The sequence below is a fragment of the Hymenobacter roseosalivarius DSM 11622 genome, from assembly GCF_900176135.1.
Classification (GTDB): Bacteria; Bacteroidota; Bacteroidia; order Cytophagales; family Hymenobacteraceae; genus Hymenobacter; species Hymenobacter roseosalivarius.
Map to the genome: position 1 here is coordinate 1 of NZ_FWWW01000068.1, position 22,947 is coordinate 22,947.

At 56.9% G+C, this 22,947-nt stretch carries 19 protein-coding genes and 1 pseudogene; 14 read left to right on the top strand and 6 right to left on the bottom strand.

Annotated features, from left to right (window positions below; translation table 11 throughout):
• The 5 genes and pseudogenes from B9A24_RS22075 to B9A24_RS10375 form a co-directional block, all read left to right on the top strand.
• Window positions 1-322: pseudogene (locus B9A24_RS22075) on the top strand (hypothetical protein); the annotation flags it as partial.
• 79 nt (window positions 323-401) lie between these two features.
• Window positions 402-605 (top strand): CsbD family protein, encoded by a 204-nt coding sequence (locus tag B9A24_RS10360; protein ID WP_143434896.1) that lies wholly within the window; start codon window positions 402-404, stop codon window positions 603-605.
• Between the two features lie 136 nt (window positions 606-741).
• Window positions 742-1,323: a hypothetical protein gene (locus tag B9A24_RS10365; RefSeq protein ID WP_084445332.1), complete on the top strand. Its 582-nt coding sequence runs from the start codon at window positions 742-744 to the stop codon at window positions 1,321-1,323.
• A 55-nt stretch (window positions 1,324-1,378) separates the two neighbouring features.
• Complete coding sequence (locus B9A24_RS10370) at window positions 1,379-2,212, top strand: DUF1206 domain-containing protein (RefSeq protein ID WP_084445333.1); 834 nt, start codon at window positions 1,379-1,381, stop codon at window positions 2,210-2,212.
• Window positions 2,213-2,425: 213 nt separating this feature from the next.
• Window positions 2,426-3,559, top strand: a complete 1,134-nt coding sequence (locus B9A24_RS10375) for a glycoside hydrolase family 130 protein (RefSeq protein ID WP_234997183.1) — start codon at window positions 2,426-2,428, stop codon at window positions 3,557-3,559.
• Window positions 3,560-3,565: 6 nt separating this feature from the next.
• Here the strand turns inward: B9A24_RS10375 and B9A24_RS10380 are convergent, their stop codons facing one another.
• Window positions 3,566-4,780: an NAD(P)-dependent oxidoreductase gene (locus tag B9A24_RS10380; RefSeq protein ID WP_084445334.1), complete on the bottom strand. Its 1,215-nt coding sequence runs from the start codon at window positions 4,778-4,780 to the stop codon at window positions 3,566-3,568.
• A 177-nt stretch (window positions 4,781-4,957) separates the two neighbouring features.
• On the opposite strand from B9A24_RS10380, the gene gcvP reads away from it, so the two are divergent.
• Both gcvP and B9A24_RS10390 read left to right on the top strand, forming a co-directional pair.
• Window positions 4,958-7,876: an aminomethyl-transferring glycine dehydrogenase gene (gcvP, locus tag B9A24_RS10385; protein WP_084445335.1), complete on the top strand. Its 2,919-nt coding sequence runs from the start codon at window positions 4,958-4,960 to the stop codon at window positions 7,874-7,876.
• A gap of 533 nt (window positions 7,877-8,409) precedes the next feature.
• Complete coding sequence (locus B9A24_RS10390) at window positions 8,410-9,540, top strand: putative sensor domain DACNV-containing protein (protein ID WP_084445337.1); 1,131 nt, start codon at window positions 8,410-8,412, stop codon at window positions 9,538-9,540.
• A 77-nt stretch (window positions 9,541-9,617) separates the two neighbouring features.
• On the opposite strand, the gene B9A24_RS10395 is transcribed toward B9A24_RS10390, so the two are convergent.
• The 4 genes from B9A24_RS10395 to B9A24_RS10410 all read right to left on the bottom strand — a co-directional run bounded on the left by B9A24_RS10395 (window position 9,618) and on the right by B9A24_RS10410 (window position 13,145).
• A complete protein-coding gene (locus B9A24_RS10395; protein ID WP_084445339.1) occupies window positions 9,618-10,472 on the bottom strand; it encodes a DUF5694 domain-containing protein in 855 nt (284 codons plus the stop codon).
• Between the two features lie 220 nt (window positions 10,473-10,692).
• Window positions 10,693-11,670: a 23S rRNA (adenine(1618)-N(6))-methyltransferase RlmF gene (gene rlmF, locus B9A24_RS10400; protein ID WP_084445341.1), complete on the bottom strand. Its 978-nt coding sequence runs from the start codon at window positions 11,668-11,670 to the stop codon at window positions 10,693-10,695.
• A gap of 227 nt (window positions 11,671-11,897) precedes the next feature.
• Entirely contained in the window at window positions 11,898-12,356 is a 459-nt protein-coding gene (locus tag B9A24_RS10405) for a cold-shock protein (RefSeq protein WP_084445343.1), read from the bottom strand.
• A gap of 192 nt (window positions 12,357-12,548) precedes the next feature.
• Complete coding sequence (locus B9A24_RS10410; protein WP_084445349.1) at window positions 12,549-13,145, bottom strand: pseudouridine synthase; 597 nt, start codon at window positions 13,143-13,145, stop codon at window positions 12,549-12,551.
• A 290-nt stretch (window positions 13,146-13,435) separates the two neighbouring features.
• On the opposite strand from B9A24_RS10410, the gene B9A24_RS10415 reads away from it, so the two are divergent.
• Entirely contained in the window at window positions 13,436-14,104 is a 669-nt protein-coding gene (locus B9A24_RS10415; RefSeq protein WP_084445351.1) for a T-complex 10 C-terminal domain-containing protein, read from the top strand.
• 206 nt (window positions 14,105-14,310) lie between these two features.
• Here B9A24_RS10415 and B9A24_RS10420 read toward each other — a convergent pair whose 3' ends face one another.
• On the bottom strand, window positions 14,311-15,471 hold the full coding sequence (locus B9A24_RS10420) for a hypothetical protein (RefSeq protein WP_084445353.1): 1,161 nt from the start codon (window positions 15,469-15,471) through the stop codon (window positions 14,311-14,313).
• 173 nt (window positions 15,472-15,644) lie between these two features.
• On the opposite strand from B9A24_RS10420, the gene B9A24_RS10425 reads away from it, so the two are divergent.
• The 6 genes from B9A24_RS10425 to B9A24_RS10450 all read left to right on the top strand — a co-directional run bounded on the left by B9A24_RS10425 (window position 15,645) and on the right by B9A24_RS10450 (window position 22,912).
• Complete coding sequence (locus B9A24_RS10425; RefSeq protein ID WP_084445355.1) at window positions 15,645-16,508, top strand: SDR family oxidoreductase; 864 nt, start codon at window positions 15,645-15,647, stop codon at window positions 16,506-16,508.
• 283 nt (window positions 16,509-16,791) lie between these two features.
• Window positions 16,792-18,246 carry an aldehyde dehydrogenase family protein gene (locus tag B9A24_RS10430; RefSeq protein ID WP_084445358.1) on the top strand — a complete coding sequence of 485 codons (1,455 nt, stop codon included), beginning with the start codon at window positions 16,792-16,794 and terminating at the stop codon, window positions 18,244-18,246.
• Between the two features lie 274 nt (window positions 18,247-18,520).
• Window positions 18,521-20,566: a GMC family oxidoreductase N-terminal domain-containing protein gene (locus B9A24_RS10435; protein WP_084445360.1), complete on the top strand. Its 2,046-nt coding sequence runs from the start codon at window positions 18,521-18,523 to the stop codon at window positions 20,564-20,566.
• Between the two features lie 102 nt (window positions 20,567-20,668).
• Window positions 20,669-21,103, top strand: a complete 435-nt coding sequence (locus B9A24_RS10440) for a hypothetical protein (protein WP_084445362.1) — start codon at window positions 20,669-20,671, stop codon at window positions 21,101-21,103.
• Between the two features lie 489 nt (window positions 21,104-21,592).
• Window positions 21,593-22,309, top strand: a complete 717-nt coding sequence (locus tag B9A24_RS10445) for an ABC transporter ATP-binding protein (RefSeq protein WP_084445365.1) — start codon at window positions 21,593-21,595, stop codon at window positions 22,307-22,309.
• Between the two features lie 96 nt (window positions 22,310-22,405).
• Window positions 22,406-22,912 carry a hypothetical protein gene (locus tag B9A24_RS10450; RefSeq protein WP_084445367.1) on the top strand — a complete coding sequence of 169 codons (507 nt, stop codon included), beginning with the start codon at window positions 22,406-22,408 and terminating at the stop codon, window positions 22,910-22,912.
• The last annotated feature ends 35 nt before the right edge of the window (window positions 22,913-22,947 follow it).

Consider the following 22,947-nt stretch of genomic DNA (forward strand, 5'->3'; position numbering starts at 1 on the left):
AGGCCGAGAAGATGCGCGGAAGTATTTTAAATCGCCGGGGGCCTTCTGGGGTACTGCCGGGGCTACATTCGTGAGTATACCAGCGTATGGAATAGCCGGTATAGCGACGGGCGCGGCCATTGCCGCCTCGCCCCCCAAACGCCATCATATGATTGTTCCTGATCAGGAGCTGCTGAATGACCCAAGCTATGTGAGTGGCTACCAAAAGCAGGCTCAGCGGCAGAAGCTAGGCAAGGCGGCCGGCGGCTTTGGCGTAGGATTGCTGGCCGGCACCGTGGTATTGGTGGGCGTGGTGATATCTGCTTTAAGCACGATGAACTAACGGCCGAGCTCAACCTTACCATCTAGACGGCGTAAGCTACAAGGTAAGTAGTTCATTTCCACCCTTAAACTCTACGACTATGGATATTGACAAAAGCACCGAATGGCGTGCCCGTGGCACCTGGAACGAAGTGAAGGGCAAATTTCGGCAGGAGCACGCCAATGTGACCGACGACGATATGGAGTATCAGGAAGGCCGTCAGGACGAATGGCTGGGCGAACTTCAGCAGAAAGCTGGAAAGACAGCTGATGAAATAAAATCTTGGTTTAACCGTAATTTTTAGCTTCTACAGCTGACCTTTATCCGATAAGCTCCGTACCAGCTGTGAGAAGCTGGTACGGAGTTTTTGTTGCGTCTGCTCCGCTGGTTTTTCATCTCATCTTGGCTTTTAGCTGCCAGTTTTCTCTGGCCTTCCGCGTATGACTATCGCTCCGGAAGAACTGCATACCTTGGGAAACCTTGACCTGCTGACCCGACCCAAAACCGCTTTCCTTTGCTCGCGCAATTATCCTGGCCACGTTGAGCACCTTACCTATCTGTGGGCTATGGAGCAGCGGGCCAACCGCCACTGTGTACTTTCCGGCTTTCATTCCTTATTAGAGCAGACCGTGCTGCGCTATCTGCTGCAAGGCGAGCAGCAACCCATCGTGTACGCGCTGGGCCGGGGCATCCGGCCGAATATGGGGTTGGAATACGAGTTGGAGCTGGCCGCGGACCGCCTGCTTTTTCTTACCCCGTTTGAGGAAGAGCTAACTACCGTTACGCAGGAGACGGCCGACATTCGCAATCTGCTGGTAGCCGAGTTGGCCGACCAATTCTTTATTCCGTACATGGCAGCGGGGGGCAATTTGGAGCGCTTGCTTCTTGGCGGCGCCCTGGACGGCAAGCCCATCTTCACCCTCGACTTAGCTGAAAACGAAACCCTGCTTCGCGCGGGAGCTGAGCTTTACCGACCCGAAGGATTATTAGGTCGGCCTACTATGTGCTCCTTGAGTGCTTAGCGCTGCCTGCTCCCGCTTAGTCCACTATATTCCTCTCCCTTTCCATCATCCAGTTATGGCAACTTCCTCTATTACTTCTGCTTTACCCCACTCACCCTCATCGGGTATTAAAGCCCTCGCCCGATTTGGCTTCGCGGCTAAGGGTGTGGTGTACCTTGTGTTAGGCACTCTGGCTGTGATGGCCGCCACGGGCGTCCAGGGGGGCAAAACAGCGGATAAGAAGCAAGTACTGCAAACCATTCAGGATTTGCCCTTTGGTCGGTTTCTGCTAGGCTTAGTAGCTTTTGGCCTGCTTGGCTACGTCATCTGGCGCCTCGTCCAGGCCTTTCGCGATACCGAAGACAAGGGCTCTGACGCGAAGGGCCTGGCCCGCCGACTCGGCTACGCCGGTAGTGGCCTACTTTACGCTGGTCTGGCTTTCGCGGCGGGCCGGACCGCGTTCAGTGGCGGGGCCGCGAACCAAGGGGGCGGCAGCACCCAGCAGTCGATGACAGCCAAGCTATTGGCGCAGCCGTACGGGCAGTGGCTGGTGGGCGCTATTGCCCTCGGCATTATCGGGGCCGGGCTTTACCAGATTTATCGGGCTTACTCGGGCAACTTCGCCAAGCACGTCAACAGCAGCAGCCTGCCCGCCGATCAGCAAAAAATAGTGTTCCGCACCGGCCAGATCGGGTATACCGCCCGTGGCATCGTGATGGCCATTATCGGCTATTTTGTCTTGCAAGCGGCGCTGCACTCCAATTCCGGTAAAGTGCAGGGAACGGAAGGCGCCTTCGATTTGCTCGCCGGCATGGGGCCCGTCGTCCTGGCCATCGTAGCCTTGGGCCTGATGGCCTACGGGGTGTACATGCTAGTACAGGCTAAATACCCAGTGCTACGGGGAGTGTAGCCGACAGCAGGCTGCCCGACTGTTTGGCGGTGGATTTACAGGGAGGCAGCTGCCATCGGCGACTGTTTTACTTTCCGCGCTTCTACCTTGGGCATGGGGTAAAAATTACCGCCTAATAACGCTTCACTCACTAAACCTACCCCATGACTATTTTTCCCTATATCTAACCGCCGTTTCCTGGCAGGTGCCGCTATCCTGGCGCTGACCGTGCTGGTGAGTTGCAACGAAAAGCGCGGTCAGTTGGCAGCCACGCCGCCCGCCGCCCCGGCCGCTGACAGCTGGGCCCTGCTGAATCTCACCAAAGTAGACAGCGTCAATCCGCTGATGGGACCGAGCACGGTGGGGCGCTTCACGGATCCTATTCTGAAGCAGCCGGTGCTTTGGGAAGAGAAGGACGTATTTAACCCAGCCGTAGTGGTGAAGGACGGGAAAATATATATGCTGTACCGGGCCGAAAACGTAGTGGGCAAGTTCAGCAAAACCTCGCGCATCGGGCTGGCCACCAGTACGGATGGCCTGCATTTTACCCGCCGCAAGGAGCCGGTATTGCATCCAGCCAACGACGCCCACAAGAAGTACGAGTGGCCAGGCGGCACCGAGGACCCGCGCGTGGTAGAAAGCGCCGACGGCACCTATTATATGACTTACACCGCCTACGATGGCGACAAGGCCCGGATGCACGTCGCCTCCTCCCGCGACCTGCTGACCTGGACCAAGTACGGCAACGTCTTTAGCCAGGCAGCGGGGGGCAAATACGTGGATAAGTGGAGCAAATCTGGCTCCATCGTGTCGCGCTACCTCGCTGATGGCCGCATTGTAGCGACCAAAATTAACGGCAAGTACTGGATGTATTGGGGCGATGCCCAGATCTGGCTGGCTACCTCCGACGACCTGATTCATTGGACGCCGGTGGAAATGGCGGCTGGCGAAAAGCCCCCCGTGCCGTTGCGCGCCCATGCCCTGACTATGCCGACGCTGAAAATCGTACTGCCTACCCGCGCCGGCAAGTTTGACAGCGACCTGGTGGAGCCCGGCCCGCCCGCCATGCTCACCGATCAAGGTATCCGCTTGATCTACAACAGCCGCAACGAGCCTTCATTTGGCGACAAGTCCCTGCCCGTGGGCACCTACACCGCCGCCCAAGCCCTATTCGATAAAAACGACCCGACCAAGCTGCTCAAGCGCATGGATACTTTTTTTATGCGGCCGGAGCTACCCTACGAAACCACGGGCCAGATCAATCAGGTGGTGTTTCTGGAAGGCCTGGCCCGGTTTAAAGGCCAGTGGTTTATGTACTACGGCACGGCCGACTCCAAGATTGCCGTCGCGGTCCGGTCGGCGGACTAGCCTGCTCTATTCAGCTACGTAATCAGCCAGATACGCGTAGCGCTCCGTCAATTTGCCCCCCGCAGCAATACTAGCCCGCTCAATAATCGGCTCAGGCTTATCACTACCTAAATACGGAAATACATTATCCAGTAACTGCCGGCCGAAGTCACGGCTCGCGTTGCGGGGTAGTTCGCAAGGCAGGTTATCCACGGCCATCACCGTGATATTGGTGGGGCGGGAGTACGGTGGCTCCAGCTCGCTGGTCTGCGGGTTATAATCAAAAGCCGGGGCCTGAATACTGGTGCTGCGCTTGGTAGTGGGGATAGAGCCATTCACGTCGCAGGTAATATCGGCAATGGTAGTGATGCGAAAATCCGGGCGCCGCGTGTCCGCTTCGCTGAACAGCCGGGGCGCGGCTGGGTGCCAGTAGGCACAGGCCAGCAGCATATCGGTGACGGGCAAGAAGGCCCCAAAGGTTGATTCGTACTCCTGCGGGCTGCGGTGAAAATCGGGCGTATCCCACACGCGGCCATCACGCCGACGGTTGTAGTCGCTGCTGCGAAGCTGGGTGTACACCGGCTCGTGAAAAGTCAGGTATAGATAATCGTACACGCTCACCCGCCGGATACCCATTTTGTCGAGCACTTCAATTGCGCCCTGCGCCACCCGCCCCGATCCGGTTACGGCCAGCTTGATGGGGGGCAATTTTTTCACTTTAAAGAACTCCTCCTGCATGTCCTCCATGTCTACGCACTGGTAGGCAGGTTTCAGCTCATATAGCTGGTGCTTGCGGCCGTACGTGAGCAGCCCGTTGTAGGCGCCCACAATACCGGCCCAGCGCCCAAAAGCCACGATTCGCTCGCCCTGCTCATTGGTCAGCAGCTCATAGTCAATCAGGGTAATATTCTTCTTTAATACCTGCCTCAAAAGCTCTCGGTTGGCCGGCTGCTTTTTCACGGTATGCGAGAAGAACATATAGGTTTTGTTCGGAATGAGCTGCGCGGGCGGCACCTCTTTCACGCCCAGCAACAAGTCACAGTCGGCTACCTCGGCCCGGACTTCAATGCCCAGGTCGCGGTATTCCTGATCTTTAAAGCTGCGAGAAGGGCACTCCTGCACCACGATATGCAAACCGGGGAACAGTGTTTCGGCCTCCACGCACTTTTTGGGGGTGAGCGTCACACGCAGGTCGGGGGGCGTTTTTCCTTCGCGAATGATACCAATGGTTAGCGGGCGCATCTGGGAATAGAGGTTGGGTGGATTGGGGGGCAAATCTGGTTAAATATTTTGGCGTAGTGGCGCTCCGGCCTCTACCAGCCTAATAATCCTATCATCAGCAGAGGTTTTCGCCTTACCTTTGTTAAAGGTTCGGCTGCCCGTGCGGCCCCCTCTTCCTGCCACCTCTATTTTCACTCTATGTTGCTGAAAACCAAGCCCGCTGATGTATTCGTGGACCGTCACAACGGACCCGACGAAGCTGCCGTAGCCCAGATGCTGCGCACCATTGGCGTGGAATCCCTCGATCAGCTTATCGACGAAACCGTGCCGGCGGCCATCCGCCTCAAGCGCCCCCTGAATCTGCCCGCCGCCCTCACCGAGCGCGCTTTCCTGGCTAAGTTCAAGCAGATAGCTGGTCAGAATAAAATCTATAAAAACTACATCGGCTTGGGCTACCACGATACCCAGCTGCCGCCCGTTATTCAGCGCAATATCCTAGAAAACCCCGGCTGGTACACCGCTTACACGCCCTACCAGGCCGAAATTGCTCAGGGCCGCCTCGAAGCTCTGCTCAATTATCAGACGATGATAATTGACCTGACGGGCCTGGAAATCGCCAACGCCAGCCTGCTCGACGAAGGCACGGCCGCAGCGGAGGCCATGAACATGTTTCATAGCCAGACCAAGAAAAAGAACACCACGAAGTTCTTCGTTTCGGAGCTGGTATTGCCCCAGACCATTGATGTGCTGCGTACCCGTGCTACGCCGCTCGGCATTGAGCTGGTCATCGGCGACCACCGCACCGCCGACCTCACCGATGAGGCGCTGTTTGGGGCCATGCTTCAGTACCCCGCCGCCGACGGCCAGGTATTCGATTACACCGATTTTATCACCCAGGCCCACGCTGGGGGGCTTTTTGTAACCGTCGCCGCCGACCTGATGGCGCTGACGCTACTGAAGTCGCCGGGCGAAATGGGCGCTGATGTGTGCGTAGGTAACTCCCAGCGCTTCGGCGTGCCGATGGGCTATGGGGGCCCTCATGCTGGTTTCTTTGCTACCAAAGACCAGTTTAAGCGCGTAATTCCCGGCCGCCTTATCGGTCAAAGCATCGACGCGGCTGGCAATAAGGCCCTGCGTATGGCTTTGCAAACCCGCGAGCAGCACATTCGCCGCGAAAAGGCCACAAGTAATATCTGTACGGCGCAGGTACTGCTGTCGGTACTAGCTGGCATGTATGCCGTATACCACGGCCCCGAGCGCATCCGCCAGTTCGCCACCAACATTCACGCCTTAGCCCAAACCTTGGAAAAAGCCCTGACGGCTTTAGGCGTGGAGCAGAGCAATGAGTTTTACTTCGATGCGCTAAACCTGCGTCTGGAAAGCCCGGAGTTGCAGCAGGCCGTGAAGCGCGAAGCCGAAGCCGCTGGCCTGAATTTCCGCTACTTCGACGAGGTACGCGTGGGTATTTCTTTACACCAAAACACCGAAGCCTCGGACGTTGCTGATATCGTAAAAGTGTTCGCTAAAGTACTCGGCAAAGAAGCCGGCTCGGTAGAAATGCCCGCCGACGTGGAGCTGACCTGGCCCGCAAGCCTCGTTCGCCAGAGCGACTACCTCACTCACCCTATCTTCAACACGCACCACTCCGAGCACGAGATGCTGCGCTACATGAAGCAGCTGGAGAACAAGGATTTGAGCCTGGCTCACTCCATGATTCCGCTGGGCTCGTGCACCATGAAGCTCAACGCCACCGCCGAAATGATTCCGGTGACGTGGCCCGAAATCGGTAGCCTTCACCCATTTGCCCCCCGCGAGCAAGCCCAGGGCTACAAGCAGATTTTTGAGGAGCTGGAAGCGTGGCTGTGCGAGGTGACTGGCTTTGCCGCCGTCAGCCTCCAGCCCAATTCCGGTGCCCAGGGCGAGTACGCTGGCTTGCTGGTTATTCGCGCTTACCACGAAGGTCGGGGCGAAGGCCACCGCAACATTGCTTTGATTCCAGCTTCGGCCCACGGTACTAATCCTGCTTCGGCGGTGATGGCCGGCATGCAGGTAGTGGTCGTGAAAAGCGATGAGCACGGCAGCATCGACGTGGCTGACCTCAAGCAAAAAGCCGAGCAGCACGCCGCCAGTCTTTCCTGCCTAATGGTGACCTACCCCAGCACGCACGGGGTGTACGAGGAAACCATTATCGACATCTGCCGCACCATTCACCAGCACGGCGGCCGCGTGTACATGGACGGCGCCAACATGAACGCCCAGGTAGGCCTGACGTCACCCGCCAATATCGGGGCCGACGTGTGCCACCTCAACCTGCACAAAACCTTCTGCATTCCGCACGGTGGCGGCGGGCCGGGCGTTGGTCCAATTGGCGTAGTGGCTGATCTGGCTCCTTACCTGCCCGGCCACGTAGTGGTGGAAATAGGCCACGAAAAAGCCACCGGCGCCGTTTCTTCCGCGCCCTGGGGCTCGGCCAGCATTCTGCCTATCTCCTATGCCTACATCTCCATGATGGGCGGCGAAGGGCTGACGCAGGCTACGCGCATTGCCATTCTGAACGCCAACTACATCAAGGCCCGCCTCGAAGAGCATTATCCCGTGCTCTACACCGGTGCCCAAGGCCGTTGCGCCCACGAGATGATTCTGGAGTGCCGCCATTTCAAGAAGGCCGGCATTGAGGTAGAGGACATTGCCAAGCGTCTGATGGACTATGGCTACCACGCGCCCACCGTGTCGTTCCCCGTCGCCGGTACGCTGATGGTAGAGCCCACCGAAAGCGAAAGCAAGGAGGAACTCGACCGCTTCTGCGACGCCATGATCAGGATTCGGCACGAAATACGGGCTGTGGAAGAAGGCCGCGCCGACGCCAAGGACAACCTGCTCAAGCACGCCCCGCACACGGCCGCGACCATTATGGCCAACGAGTGGGACCGGCCCTACACCCGCGAGCAGGCGGCTTACCCCATCGAGTACGTGCGCGCCGCCAAGTTCTGGCCCGCCGTCAGCCGCATCGACTCCGCCTTCGGCGACCGTAACCTGATTTGTGCCTGCACGCCCATCGAGGAGTATGTAGATGCCGAGGAGAAGCTGGTGGAAACCGATAAAGGCCCGTCGTACTAAGAGGTTGATTTTCAAGTAAATATTTTCAATAATAGATTAACAGAAAGCCCCGCTTGTCAATAACAAGCGGGGCTTTCTGTTAATCGACTTAGCCTTTCTTGGCCAGCAATTTCATCGCTATGTACTGTTCTGCAAGCAGCTATCCACTGCATTACCAGTCAGGATGCCCAGAACTGGTTTGACCATTGCGGCTACCATACGCAGCCCGCTTAAAGTAAGGATACATTGTTCACAAAACCGCTATGATATATAAAATAGCAATGTATGTATACAGGTACAGTTAGTCCACTCTAATACATGACTTGTGGACGGTAGACAATTTCTAATGGAAACTTTCTCTCGGCCTACCACTTGCCGATTTCTACCAAACAATCTGAAGTAATAAGCGAAGCAGAAGAAAACCCATCAGCAGCCGAAGCACCCGCCAAAAAGCCCCCCAGCCCTGAACTTCGGCGACACAGAAGACACTCCAGCTTTGACCAATCGGCGCAAGTATAGTAGCTTCCTACTCCCAAAGCTCTGTACCTGCCTGTATGCTTTCTGAACCCACCTACCTGGCGGCCCGCGTGGTGGCCCCGATGATTGAAGCGCACTTTGCCCGGCACCGGGCGTCCGCCAGCGCCCAGCAGGCACTTCATCTGGGGCCGCCGCCGTCGGCGCATTTGGTGGAAGTGATGATTGACGTGGCGTTTTGGGCCAGTTTAAGGCGGGAGGAAGGGCATTCGCCCAAGATTTCGTTGGCTTTGCTGGAGCCCGCGCAGGCTACCCAAGCGGTGGAATTTAGCAAGCGTCGGCTTATTCCATATAATCTGCTCAAGCTGGCACCCGCCGTGGAGCAGCCTGGCATTCATTTGGGCGTGTGGTACGATGCGGAGGGCCTCTACGTGTGGGGCACCGCCACGGGCACTTCCCCGCTGAGCCTGGTGCTGGAAGTAGTGGAACCCGGCCTGCTGGTAGCCAAGCACCGCCGCGCCGATGGCTTCGGCAAGTTCGTGAACGTGGCCATCCTGCGCGGCGAGCAGCTCCAGCTGGTCGATGCCGAAAATACGGCCGTCGACGACTGCCCGGCGCTACAGAAATTTCTGCCGGACCCAGGGCTGCCCGATGCTGCCGGGGAACTGGATAACGTGCTGGTGGAGCTGGCCGCCGTGATGCGCGCCCACGGCCGGGGCGGACTGGTACTCGTAGTGCCCACCGAGTCACGGAAGTGGCAGGAGTCGATTGTACACCCCATGACGTATCTCGTGCTGCCCGTGTACACGGGCATTGCCGAAATCCGGCAGCAGGAGCAAGCCAAATGGGAGTGGCGCGAAGAGATTCAACGAGCCATTGGAATCGTGGGGGGCTTTACGGCCGTCGATGGGGCCACTATTATCACCCGCGACTATCATCTGCTGGCCTTCGGGGCGAAGGTGGCCCGCGCCAAATCCAGCGCGCCGGTCGATAAAATGGTGCTAACCGAGCCTGTAGTAGAAAGTGAGGCCAAGTATATACATCCGGCCCAGAACGGCGGCACCCGCCACCTCGCCGCCGCGCAGTTCGTGTACGACCAGCGCGACGCCGTGGCGCTCGTGGCGTCGCAGGATGGCTACTTCACCGTGTTTGCCTGGTCTACTGCCCTAGAAATGGTGCACGCCCACCGCATCGATGTGCTGTTGCTGTAGGGGCACTTCAACTCCTTTTTAAACGAGAAGAGGCTGACGCTACAGTAGCGTCAGCCTCTTCTCGTTTCTGGCTCCGATTATTTTTTTAAGCTCAAAACGTCCTTCAGCTCCTTCACTTGGAAAGTGTTATCGATATCGATAAACTCCTTCATCATGGCCGTATGACTAGCGCCGGCCAGTATCATCACCTTATCGTCCTGGGTTTCGGTGAGCTTCTGCACCAGCGAATACATGTACAAATTGCGCCGGTACCACTCCGACACCAGGAAAGGCCCCACGAAGGCGTCGGCGGTGCCGGCTCGGTTCAGCAGCGTTAGGTAAAAGCTAGTATCGAAAGTGCGGCTTTCGGGCTTGTTGTGATCGAGTAGAAGCTGGGTGAGCGTGTAGGTTTCCAGCTTTTTGTTGGTGTTGGCCTGGTGGGATTTCATCAGCGCATCGATGTTTTTCAGCAGCTTGTCCTGGTGGGCCGCGTTCATGGCCTTCATCACGCTGTCGTAGGGGAAGTTGGTCTTTTTGTAGTCAATTGCATGGATTTTGGCCAGCTTCAGCTTTTTGCCTGCCCGAAAGGCGAGCTGAAAAATCTCGTTCTTCAAATAGAAATCCCGCTGGGACGGCTTGATGTATTTGGCGGTCACGTACTCCTCATATTTGCCCCCCAGATACTGCGCGTACAGTGCATCCAGGTCGCGTTGCTCGTCCCAGGGCCATTCCACGAATATTTTAGCCGGCTGATACAGATTGATCTGATCGGTCATCGTTTCCAGCTCGGTCTGCACCTTCGGGGTCATCACATCAAAGGTTTTTACCTTCACTATGTCGGCTCCCGGGTTATTAAAGTGGAAGGTGCCAATGAGCAAAACTTCCGTTGGCTTGGTTTGCGCGAAGCTGGCGCCGGTGATGAAGCAGGCCAGCAGGAGAAGAAGTTTTTTCATAAAATGACTGGAGATGGGGAAGGGATTGAAGGATAAAAAAATGGCTAAATGACGGTTTAATAGCTTTTCGAAGCAGTCGCAACGTTGGGTGCCCACAGGCTACGGGAAGCGGTTTGTGGATGGCGTGTGAAGCAGCGCACCACTGTTGGGTAAGGGGTGCTGACAACAGAGATGCAGCTAGGCAGCGAAAGGAAGCCCGGCCGCACATTTATTTCTGCGTCTATTTTGCCCCCCAGCGCTTCTCGCGCCACGCCTGCTGCTGCTGTGCATCCAGAAACGTCCAGGCCACGATGCGGCTGCTTTTCTGGCCCTGGGCCATGTTGATGGTGCGCACCTCCGCAGCCCCCACCTTTTCCAGCGACTTGTATAGGCCCGGCAGGGTTTCCTTTTTAGATACCAGCGTCGTAAACCAGAAGACGTTGCCTTTATTCAGGGCGCTTTCCTGGGCCATGCGCCACAAAAAAGCGGCCTCGCCGCCCTGGTACCATAGCTCCGACGCCTGGCCTCCGAAGTTCTGGGTGGGCGGGGTCTGGGGGGCTTTTTGGGTGCCCAGGTTGTGCTCCTTGCGCCTGCTGCTGGCCTCGGCCTCGGCCTGGGAGCCATGAAACGGCGGATTGCACATGGTCAGGTCGAAGAACTCCTTGGGCTCGACGATATCATTGAAAATCTGGGTGGATGTAGGTTGGCGGCGTATATCTACTGTGCTGGCCAGGGCGGCGTTGCTGGCTACAATCTGCCTGGCCATGCGCAAGGCTACCACGTCTACGTCGGTGCCCGCGAAGCGCCAACCGTATTCCTTGCGCCCGATGATGGGGTAGATGCAATTGGCCCCCACGCCCACGTCGAGCACCCGAATGCTTTTGCCTCTGGGAATCACCTCAGCATTGACGGAGGCGAGCAAGTCGGCCAAGTAGTGAATGTAGTCAGCGCGGCCGGGGATGGGCGGGCACAGGTAGCCGGCCGGAATATCCCAGTGCTGAATGCCATAAAACTGCTTCAGCAGTGCCCGATTCAAGGATTTTACCGCTTCAGGGTTGGCGAAGTCAAGGCTGGCATCGTCGTACTTATTCACCGCTACAAAAGCGGCCAACTCCGGCGAGGTGCTGATAAGTTGCGGAAAATCGTAGCGGCCCCGGTGGCGGTTACGGGGGTGCAATAAATCCTTCTCGGCATCATTATGGGGCGGTTGGGTGGTCATAGGGAAGGGGCGTAAGGGAGGCGGCTTTCAGCGCCGGGAAAGCCGCCGTACCACCTCCAAATCTAACCAGAGTTGCGGCAAAGCTTTTCCGAAGCTGCGTTGGGGGGCTTTTTTGGCTGCGGCCACGCCGTGCGCCTAGGCCAAAAACAAACGCGGCAGCAGCTCCCAGAGCTGCTGCCGCGTTTATGCCGAAGTTAGTACGCTGGCGTAGATCGTTTTATCAAAAGCTAAGCCTCGGCCAATTTAACGGAAACGGCGGTTGGTCCTTTCTGGCCCATGGCCACTTCGAAAATCACCTTGTCGTTCTCTTTGATCTGGTTAATCAGCCCGTTGGCGTGCACGAAAATGCTTTCCTGGGTCTGCTGATCCTTGATAAAGCCGTAGCCTTTCGAGTCGTTGAAGAAAGTCACCGTGCCCTTCCGGATAACGTCGGGCTGCTCCATGTCTTCCTGCTTCATGGTCGTAATCCGGATATCTTCCTGATTAATAACCTTCTTCTTTTTCGGATCCGGAGGAGAATCGACGATGTTGCCGTTCTCGTCCACGTACGCCAGCATATCCTCTAAGCTCTGACCCTTCTGCGCGTTTGCCTGGCGCTCCTCCTTCTTCTCGGCCTTATCAGTCCGCTTCTTTAATCGCTTTTTCTCATTTTCTTTTTTACCAAACGTTGCTTGTGATCTAGCCATTTTTATTTTTTAGGTTTTAAGGATTACACATTGTTATGCCAGGCAAAGCCGGCCCCCCAAAGCAGGCCATCATCTTAAGACAGATGGCGAAAAACTAAAGTTCAGCACAAAGCATAAACGTCTTAGTACAGAGCTGAACCGCGGGGCGCGCCCGCCTGACGGCAGCGGCAGCGCGGCAGGGAATTATCAAAGTTACAGCAATTCCACTTCTTCCAGTTGCTGAGAGAGGGAAAAGCTGTCAAGTTCAACCAGGGCACCGGGGGGCAAATCGTGCAGATGAATAGCGCCTATCCGTACGCGCAGCAGGCGCAGAGTCGGAAAACCCACCGCCGCCGTCATTTTGCGCACCTGCCGGTTCTTGCCTTCGGTGAGCGTAATCGACACCCAGCTAGTCGGCCCGTGGCGGTCGTCGCGGATTTTGCGGGTGCGGGGGGCAAATTCCGGGGCGGTTTCTATTTTAAAGGCGGCACAGGGCTTGGTCTGGTATTTTACGTCGCGAATGCCAATTTCGACGCCTTGCTGTAATTGCTGAATTGCCTCGTCGGTAATTATGCCGTCCACCTGGGCGTAATATTCTTTCTCTACTTTTTTGCTGCGCACCTGCTCACTCATTTTTCCGTCGGTGGTCAGCAGTAACAGGCCCTCGCTTTCTTCATCCAGCCGCCCGATAGCCATCGTTCCTGCCGGAAAATCGTGTAAGTCACCTAATAATTTCTTCTTTTTTAATTCACACACGAATTGGCTTAAGTACCCGTACGGCTTATGAATTATAAAGTGTTGATGCGGCATGAACGAGACAAATCAAATTTATTGGATGAGTAAGCTATGGGTACTACAATTGTTTCGATAAGAAATAAGATCAGCAAGCAAAGAAGATTTGTTTGCTTGATAAGCAGTAATTAAACCGATGATTAGCAAGTCAGCTCTCCTCATGGTGTGAGCGTTGAGCACTGAGCGAGGCAAAAAGGAAGAGTGCTATTTCTATCGGCCTAACTCAACCTCAGCTCAACCGGCTCCGTACAGCGGCCGATGGCAACGTATTAAGTAATGCCTATTTTTCATTTTCTGTTCCCTCGCCCATGAAGTCTGCCCTGATTCTCCTTTCCTGCGCTACCGCCCTGTCGCTGACCTCCTGCAATTCCGACAAACAAGCCGCCGTGGATGCGACCACGACGCCCTCAACCGATACGGCCGTTGTAGCCGACAACGACGTGGTAATGCTCTACCGCGAGCAAGGCAACCGCGTCGCCAACCGCGTCGCCACCGACCTGGGTATCACCGATACCGCCCAGGTGCGCCAGGTGCGCCGCGTGTATGACACCCGCGCTACCCGGCTGGGCGAAGCAGACACCCGCTACGCTGCCGACACCACCGGCCGCACCACCGCGCTGCGTGCAATCGACCGCGACACCGATACCAAGATTAAAGATATTGTGAAGGACGATGAGCGCTACATGACGTACGAGGAGAAGCGCGCTACCTATTACACCGGCGAGGAATACGCCGCCGAGGCGGAAGAGGAGAGGTCGGCTACTACAACTGCCGCTGCTCCCGCTGTTGCTCCTACCCGCCGCCAGGGCCCGGTCATCGTGAAGTCCGAGAGGAAGAAGAACGGTGAATCGAAAACCGTGTACGCCGACGGCCGCACCGTGAAAGTGGACAAAGATGGCGACCGGAAAATAAAATACCCTAACGGCACCAAAGTAAAGCGCGACGCCGATGATGGTGAGCGCAAAGTGAAAGACTAGCCTCACCCCCCAGCCCTCTCTCCAAGAGGAGAGGAAAGCCATACGCCCGGCCTACACCGCCCTGTCGACTGTCGCCTCCAGCATGGCTACTACATTGGCAAAACAAAGATTGTAAAAGCCAACGACTAGGCGTCGTTGGCTTTTGCTTTTATGAGTTGTCCTTAGGGCAGCGGTTGCGGGGGCGGTAGCCGACGTAGCTGCGCAGGCTAATTGACAGGCTCTCCCTCTTTTTGGGGGAGGGGGCTGGGGGGGGAGGCCAACGCCTGCAATTCCCTCGTAATGCGCTTATTCCAGCGCGCCTGCGCCGCATCGTTCGTGCCGTGGCCGGTTTCGCCGTCGTACTGCTCCTGCAGGCGGTTCATTTCCTGATACGACAACAGGTATTGGTGCTGCAGGTGGCCGGCGTAATAATCGACGGATAGTGTATCCTGCTTAATTCGATGCTTAAAGCGCTCCACCACCAGCTTCACGACATCGAAGTGGCGCTGCTCATGGTTGAGGGTAGCGGGCGTGCGGGCGTAGTCGGCTACCCAGGAGGAGCTGCGCACCACGAACGTTTTCATAGCGATGCGGAGCTGCATTTTGCCCCCCACAACCTTCGTGGAGCCCTGGTAGGCGAAGTTGGGAAATACTACGGCCGCGGTATTGCCCCCAGATCGGCGGGTGCCCGCAAAATCAGAAAAATCGAGGGGCCGCTTGGGGTCGTAAAAAAGCGTGTCTGCTTCCTGATTCTCGGTGTAATCGGTGAAGAAAACCTGTACGCCAGTGGCTAGTTTGGCGTTGTGGGGGGCATTTTGCCTTACCCAGGTGTGCAGGTACCGCACAGCCTCGGTCAGGGCCTGGCGCAGAGTGGGCTCCACTACGGCAAGCTGACCAGCGGGGCGGCCATAGCGGGCCGCGCCCTGATACTCGGTTAACGCCACGGTCTGGTCGTCGCGTTGCCAGTCGAACGCCATTTTTATGCTCACGCGACCCTCTACTCGGCCTGGAGCCTTAGGGTCGGAAGTCTCCGTTACCCGGCATTCGCGAAGGCGAATAGTGAGCGGGCGCAGCTTCTTATTCGCGGGCAGACTTTGTTGAATAAACTGGCGAATGGCGGGCAGGCTGCCGCCCTGCAAGTCCACGGCCTCCGTTTTGGGCATGGGGGCCGCGGTGGCAGGAGGGGGGAGCAGGGTAGCCACGGTGCGACGGTCCTTGCGCTCATCAATTACCTGGGCTATGTAAAACTCCTGAGAGGCAAACGTCTGCGCGGCCGGAAGCAAACGAATAGGAGCGATAGAGCCGGCCGACTGCGCAGCCAGCAGGAGCCCACCTGAGAGCATAGCCACCATCCAGCGCGTCGGGAGGCGCTTAAAAATCAGCAACATGTAGTAGGAACAGCGAGAAGTTAAAAGCTTGTAATCTAGACTTCTACACACGACCGGCGGCAAAACGTTCCCGCCTGGCAAAAGGCAAAAAGCCCCCCAGCTTCTGCCCAGCTGAACAATAACCCTGCATAGTGAGCCGCGTTGTTAGGTTTCATCCTAATCAACCACACGCTATGGAAAATAAACCCACGTCATTGCCACCGCAGGCCCAGGACCAACAGCCCGGCCTGGAGCAGGAAATGACGCCCCAGCCCGAGTATATCCGGGCCAGTTATAAAGGCAGCGCGAAGCTGCAAGGCAAAGTTGCCCTCATTACCGGCGGTGACTCGGGTATTGGTCGCTCCGTGGCCGTGCATTTTGCTCGTGAGGGCGCCGATGTGGCCATTACCTATCTGCCCACCGAGGAAGAGGATGCCTACAAAACGCGCCAGTTGGTAGAAGAAGCCGGTCAGCGCTGCCTCACCCTGCCCGGCGACCTGCGCGACCGGCAGTACTGCCGGCAAATCGTGGAGCGCACAGTAGACGAGTTGGGCGGCCTGAACATTGTAGTGAACAACGCCGCCGAGCAGTTCGTCAGCACCGACCTGACCGACACCTCGGATGAGCAGTGGGAAGACACCTTTCAGGTCAATTTCTTCTCCTTCGTGCGCGTGACGCGGGCCGCCCTCAAGCATCTGAAAGAAGGCGACTCCATCATCTGCACTTCGTCTATCAACGCCTACAGGGGCAACCAGCAGCTCGTCGATTACTCTGCCACGAAGGGCGCAATTACTGTCTTTGTAAGGTCGATGGCCCAGCAATTGGCCGAGAAGAAAATCCGCGTGAACTCCGTAGCCCCCGGCCCCATCTGGACGCCGCTCATCCCCGCTAGCTTCTCGCCCGACAAAGTCGCTGCTTTCGGCAAAGACACGACGATGAAGCGCCCCGGTCAGCCTTCCGAGGTGGGCCCCGCCTACGTATTCCTGGCTTCCGACGACTCCACGTATTTCACCGGCCAAACCCTGCACCCCAATGGCGGCGAAACGGTGAATACGTAAGCTGCTGGAGCTGTAAATGGCGCTCAAATTGGAGGAATGTCAGGCAGCGCAGTGCGAAGCATCTGGCGTGCTGATGCCTGATTACTACTCCTGCTTTTACCGCGAGCCAGATGCTTCGCACTGCGCCGCCTGACTGCCTTTTAAGTAAAAAGCCCCCCCCCAGAATTTACTGGGGGGCTTTTTTGCAAATAAAAGTGTCTGTTGCGCTAAATCACTACCTGCGTAGGCTGAGTGGCAAAATTCCGTACCTTAGAAGACGCTCTTTACTGCCTCACCCTCCCGCATGGAAACGCTTGATACTTCAATTGCTGCCGCTTCCGCAACCTTTGACCCGGCTGCGCTGCCGGAGCTTTTTGGGCGACTCAAAACCCGTAGCGAAGTGCTGCGTCGGGAGAAGGCTAGTGAGCGGATTGCGCGCCTGCGCCAGCTGAGCCAGTGGATAGAAAACAACCGTACGCGCATTCAGCAAGCCATGTACGCCGACTTTCGCAAGCCCCCAGAGGAGGTGGATATGTCGGAAATCTACGTGTCGCAGGTGGAACTGAAGCACACCATGCAGCACCTGGGCAAGTGGATGAAGCCGCGCCGCGTGGGTACGCCGCTGGCGATGATGGGCGCTAAAGGCTGGGTGCAGCCCGAGTCCAAGGGCGTGGTGCTCATCATTGCCCCCTGGAACTACCCCTTCTACCTGGCCGTCGACCCGCTCACGTCGGCCCTGGCTGCAGGCAACTGCTGCATCCTGAAGCCCTCCGAAATGACGCCCGCCACCAGCGCCCTCATCCGCCAGATGGTGGAAGAGGTGTTCGACCCCAGCGAGGTCGTGGTGTGCGAAGGCGACAAGGACGTATCCACGGCCCTGCTGAAGCTGCCTTTCGATCATATTTTCTTCACCGGCAGCCCGCAGGTGGGCAAAATAGTCATGCGGGCCGCCGCCGAGCACCTTACCTCCGTCACCCTGGAACTGGGGGGCAAATCGCCGGTACTAGTAGATGAAACCGCCCATCTGCGCGACGCCGCCGAGAAAATCGTGTGGGGCAAATTCCTCAACGCCGGCCAGACCTGCGTGGCCCCCGACTACCTGCTGGTCCATGAGAAAGTGCGCGACAAGTTAATAGACGAAATCCGGGCCGCCACCCGCCGCCTCCACGACCCCACGGGCGAAGGCGTGCAACAGTCGAATACCTTCGCCCGCATCGTGAATAAGCATCATTTTCAACGGGTCAGCAAGTTGCTAGAGGAAGGACAGCGCCTGGGGGGCATTCTGGAGATGGGCGGCATCGTCGATTCATCCGAGAACTTCATTGAGCCCACGCTGCTGGCTGAAGTGCCGCCGGAAGCGGGCCTCTGGAAAGAAGAAATCTTCGGCCCCGTGCTGCCCCTGCGTACCTACCGCACCCTCATGGAAGCCGTAGACTTCATCAACGACCGGCCCCGCCCACTGGCCCTTTACCTGTTCAGTCGCAGCGCCGAAAACCGCCGCTACGTGCTCCTGCGCGCCCCCGCCGGCGGTGTATCTATTAACGATACTATCATTCACCTCATGCACCCCGAGCTGCCCTTCGGCGGCCTCGGCAACAGTGGCATGGGCCGCGCCCACGGCCGCTACGGCTTCGACTCGTTCTCCAATCTGAAGGCCGTGCTCAGGCAGCGCATCGGCCAAACGTCGATTAAGCTGTTGTATCCGCCTTACACGCCGAAAGTGAAGCAGATGATGGAGATGGTGATGAAGTGGTTTTAATAGGCCTGCGTTTGGTGTAGAGACACATACTTATACCTCGTCGTTGAACAAGCGGAACCGCGCTAGTTAGCTAATCAACGCCCGCAACCGAAGGTAAGGGAAGCTAACGACGAGACATAAGTATGTGTCTCTACACCTTATCCAGACTTGAAAACTCTTGTGCTATGCTACTCTTCTTATCTTAAACTACGCGGCATGCCGACTATCACGAAAAAAATACCGATATTTTCAGACCCGCAATCAGCGTGAATAACCGTTTGCTTCTGAATTGATTATGAGTCTTATGCCTGCCCACCGCACTCTGCTTCATGCCCTGGCCGATACCTTTATCCCCGGCATTGAAGGCAAGTCAGAGAAAGCAGAATTCTGGGCCCAAAGCGGCTCTCAGGGTATAGATGTAGACAAAGCTTTGGCTGCCATTGCCGCTCAGCCCGAAGCTGCTCAGCAGGAGTTTCGGCAGTTGCTGAAGCTACTGGACAGCCCGGCTTTAGGCCTGACCTGGTTTGGGCCGCCCAAGCCCTTCGTGCGCCTCACGCCAGATCAGCGTCAGCAGATGCTCCAGAGTTGGGCGGGAAGTAATGTGCCCCAGCTGCGCAAAGGGTTTCACGCGCTCCGCAAACTGCTGACATTTCTGTATTACGGCTCGTCGTCGGCCGAAAAAAGCAATGCTACCTGGGCGGCGCTGGGGTATCCGGGCCCGCTGCCCGATGAAGTGGTAAGCACCGAAAAGCCGCTGAAAACCCTGCGCCCAACAGCCGACGTGACCTACGACTGCGACGTGCTGGTAATTGGCAGCGGAGCCGGGGGCGGCGTAGTGGCCGCTGAGCTAGCGGTTGCTGGCCATAGCGTATTAGTACTCGAAAAAGGCCCCTACTGCCACGGCTGCGACTTTACTCAGCGCGAAGTGGACATGATGGGCCAGCTCTACGATGCCCGCGGCGCCTTGAGTACCCAGGATGGCGGCGTAGCTCTATTGGCTGGAAGCTGCCTGGGCGGCGGCACCACCGTCAACTGGGCCGGCTCGTTCCGCACTCCCGATTATGTGCTGGAAGAATGGGCCCGCGAGCATCAGGTGCCGCACTTCACGTCTGCTGAGTTTAAAAACAGTCTCGATGCCGTGGCCCGCGCCCTGAGCGTAAATACCGACTACCCTCGCCACAACGGCCAGAACCAAGCCCTGAAGGATGGCTCAGCCAAGCTAGGCCAAGCGACCAAGCTAATTCCACGGAATGAAAAAGGCCTCACCGACTCCGACGCGCACTTCCAGGGCCTGGGCTACACGACCCTGGGCGACCGGTACGGCATTAAGCAAGGCACGCTGAATACCTATTTGCCTCAGGCTTTTGCCTGCGGTGCCCGCCTGCTGGCCGATACCCGCGTGGAGCGCGTGACGGTGCGAACTGGTCAGGCCTCGGGCGCTGAAGCCGTGCACATCACAGCCGATGGTAAGCTCGTGCGCGTGACGGTGCGGGCGCGGCGCGTGGTGGTAGCTGGTGGTGCTATTCAGACCCCGGCGCTGCTCCTGCGCAGCGGGTTACACCATCCACATCTGGGTCAACACCTGCATTTGCATCCCACGGTGGCCGTTTCAGGGTTGTATTCGCACCTGATGAACTCCTGGCACGGGCCGAGCATGTCGGTGGTGAATGACTGCTTTACCCGCCTCAATGGCACCAACTTTGGCGTGAAGCTGGAAACGCCCCCCGCCCACGCGGGCCTGATGGCGATGGTGCTGCCGTGGCGGTCGGGTGAGCAGCACAAGCAGCTGATGCTCAACGCCGCGCACTTAGGCAACTTCATCGTGCTAACCCGCGACCGGGACGGGGGCCGCGTAACTATTGATCAACATGGTGCCCCTTTGGTCGACTATGTACTTAGCCCATTCGACCGCAACTCCATGCTTCAGGGTGTGCGCGCGGCGGCCAACATTCATGTGGCAGCCGGGGCGCATACAGTGTATTTGCCCCACGGTACCTTACCGACGCTTTACGCTCAGAATGGCGTGGTGCAAAACCCGGAGGTGCTGGATAATTTACCGCAACTGGGGTGGAAACCGAACCAGTTCAGCCTCTACAGTGCCCACCAGATGAGCACCTGCCGCATGGGTGGCGTGCGGGCAACGCATCCGCTGGCGCCCAGCGGCGAAACCTACGAGGTAAGCCACCTCTATGTAGCCGATGGCTCGGCCTTTCCGGCCTGTAGTGGCGTAAATCCGATGCTGACGATTATGGCGCTGGCCCACTATACGGCCCAGCAAATAAAGGCTGGATTGGTGGGTAGCGGAGCAAAAACGCGTCAGCAGCTGGCCGTTAGCGAGTAGGCTTCGAGGCCTATGATTGAAGCAATTATCCGTGGCAGGAGGGAGGATATGGCCATTTGCCGCTATTTCGCGTATGCAGGGCACACTCCTACTTTTTGTCCCATGGGTTCCGCCCCCTTCTTACTTGCTTTGGCCTTACTGGTGGCCACTACGTTTAGCTGTGCCCGTCGCAAAAAGGCCTACATTCCCAACGCTCCCACGACCACCGCTGCCCCGGCACCTGCCCCGGCTGCGCCCGTAGAGCGTCGCGCCGCCCGCGACCTCACCGACGTGATGACCGACGAGCTAAAACTGCTCCCCGATCAGCAGGCGAAGGTGCGCGCTATTCTGACTTCTACGGTGGAGCAGGTAAACGATGCCCAGAAAAAGCACGGTGCCGATCGCACGGCCCTGTTAACCGATCTAAAAGCCATCAATGCTCGCTCGGAAGGACAATTAAAGCAGGTGCTGACGCCGACTCAATACCAGCAGTATCAAACCAAAAAGCGGGCAATGCAAGCCGAAATGCAGTCCCGCAAAACGGGCGGTGGGCGCTAAAAACCCCTGGCTATTATCGCCAATAAGAAAAAGCCAATACCGAACGTCCGTCTTACAGAGCGGAGCAAAGCATCTCGCTTGCGGTCGTTGCAGTAGTAAACCAACGAAGCGACCGAGATGCTTCGCTCCGCTCTGCATGACCGCCTATTTATGTAGTAGAGAAAAAGCCCCCCAGCATCATGCTGGGGGGCTTTTTCTCTACTAAGATCTTAGCAAGTTGTTATATACAAAATTGCAAATGATTGACTGAGAGTATCTTGAGAAGATATTAGATCTGATATCTTCACTTCGGTCCTCCTAAGCAACTGTTGGTCAATTCTAAGCATCTTTTGTGTTACTGAATACAAATAGAGAAAAGCAAAGACGCTGGTTATGAGTGCTTATCCAAAAATTAATACTACAAATTCTTTGAATTCTAAATAAAAGTAGTCTACTTTGTATTGCCTGCTACTAGGTTTAGCACTTAACCTGATTTTTACTCTCTGCGCCATGATTGAGTTGCATGATATCCGTAAAAGTTATGCAGTAGGTCCCAACCGGTTAGCTGTGCTTAAGGGTATCGATTTGCACATTCGGGAAGGAGAGCTGGTGAGCATTATGGGCTCGTCGGGGTCGGGGAAAAGTACTTTGCTCAACATCCTGGGAATACTCGATGACTACGACAGCGGGGAATACCGACTGGCCGGCAACCGCATCGACCGCAACCTCTCCCAAACGCGGGCCGCGCAGTACCGCAATCAGTTTTTGGGCTTCGTATTTCAGTCGTTTAATCTGCTGAGCTTCAAAAACGCCATGGAAAACGTGGCGCTGCCGCTCTATTATCAGAAAATGAGCCGGCGCGAGCGCAACCGTATGGCGCTGGAGTACCTCGACCGCGTGGGCCTGCTCGACCGCGCCGACCACTTGCCGAGCGAGCTGTCTGGGGGGCAAAAACAGCGCGTGGCCATTGCCCGTGCGCTCATTAGCCAACCCAAGCTCATCTTGGCCGACGAACCCACCGGTGCCCTCGATACGCATACTACCCAGGAGGTGATGGACATTTTCAAGCAGGTAAACCGCGAGGGCATGACGGTTATCATCGTGACCCACGAAAACGACATTGCAGCCCAAACCCACCGCGTGATCCGGGTGCGCGATGGACTGGTGATAGATGATGAACAAGGCACGGATGAGGAGATGCTGGCGGCCCAGCGCTTCATCAGTTAGAATATAAACACCACGAAAGAGCGGCTTTGCTAAGCCAAGTAACCGTAGCTGCCCACTTCTTGCCTTTCAGAACAAACGAGCTAACCTTTCCGAGCTATGAAAAAGAACTTACTGATTTGGGTGCTGCTACTAGTGGTTAGCGCCGCCCAGGCCCAGGTCACGAATAACGTGTCCGGCAATGTGGATAAGCAGGTCTTGTCCAAGCAGATAACCCAACTGATGCGCAACCCCAAGAAGCCGAATCAGGACTTGCAGTTTGTGCTCAGTGGCTGCCACGCCCAGCAGATAATCCGCGATAATAAGGCAGATGTGCAAATGTCGCAGCCGGTATCGGTGAGCTACAGCAAGGGCGAATCGGGCTGGGGCGTGAAGCTCAAGGATGGCATGTTTGAAATGAAGCTGGACTTTGCTTGGGCCGATGTAACGGGCCTGAGCTACGAGCGGGAAACCGACGATGATGATCAGACCTACTACAGCCTGAAGATAAAGAGCCAGAAAAAAGCCAGCGGCACCACCTTCGACTTGCCGCTGTATACTACCAACGAAACGGTAGTGAAAAACGTGATGCAGCGCCTGGAAAAAGTGCGCCAGAGCTGCAAATAAGCCGGAAAAAGCCCCCCGGCCTGTAGCCTGTCGGC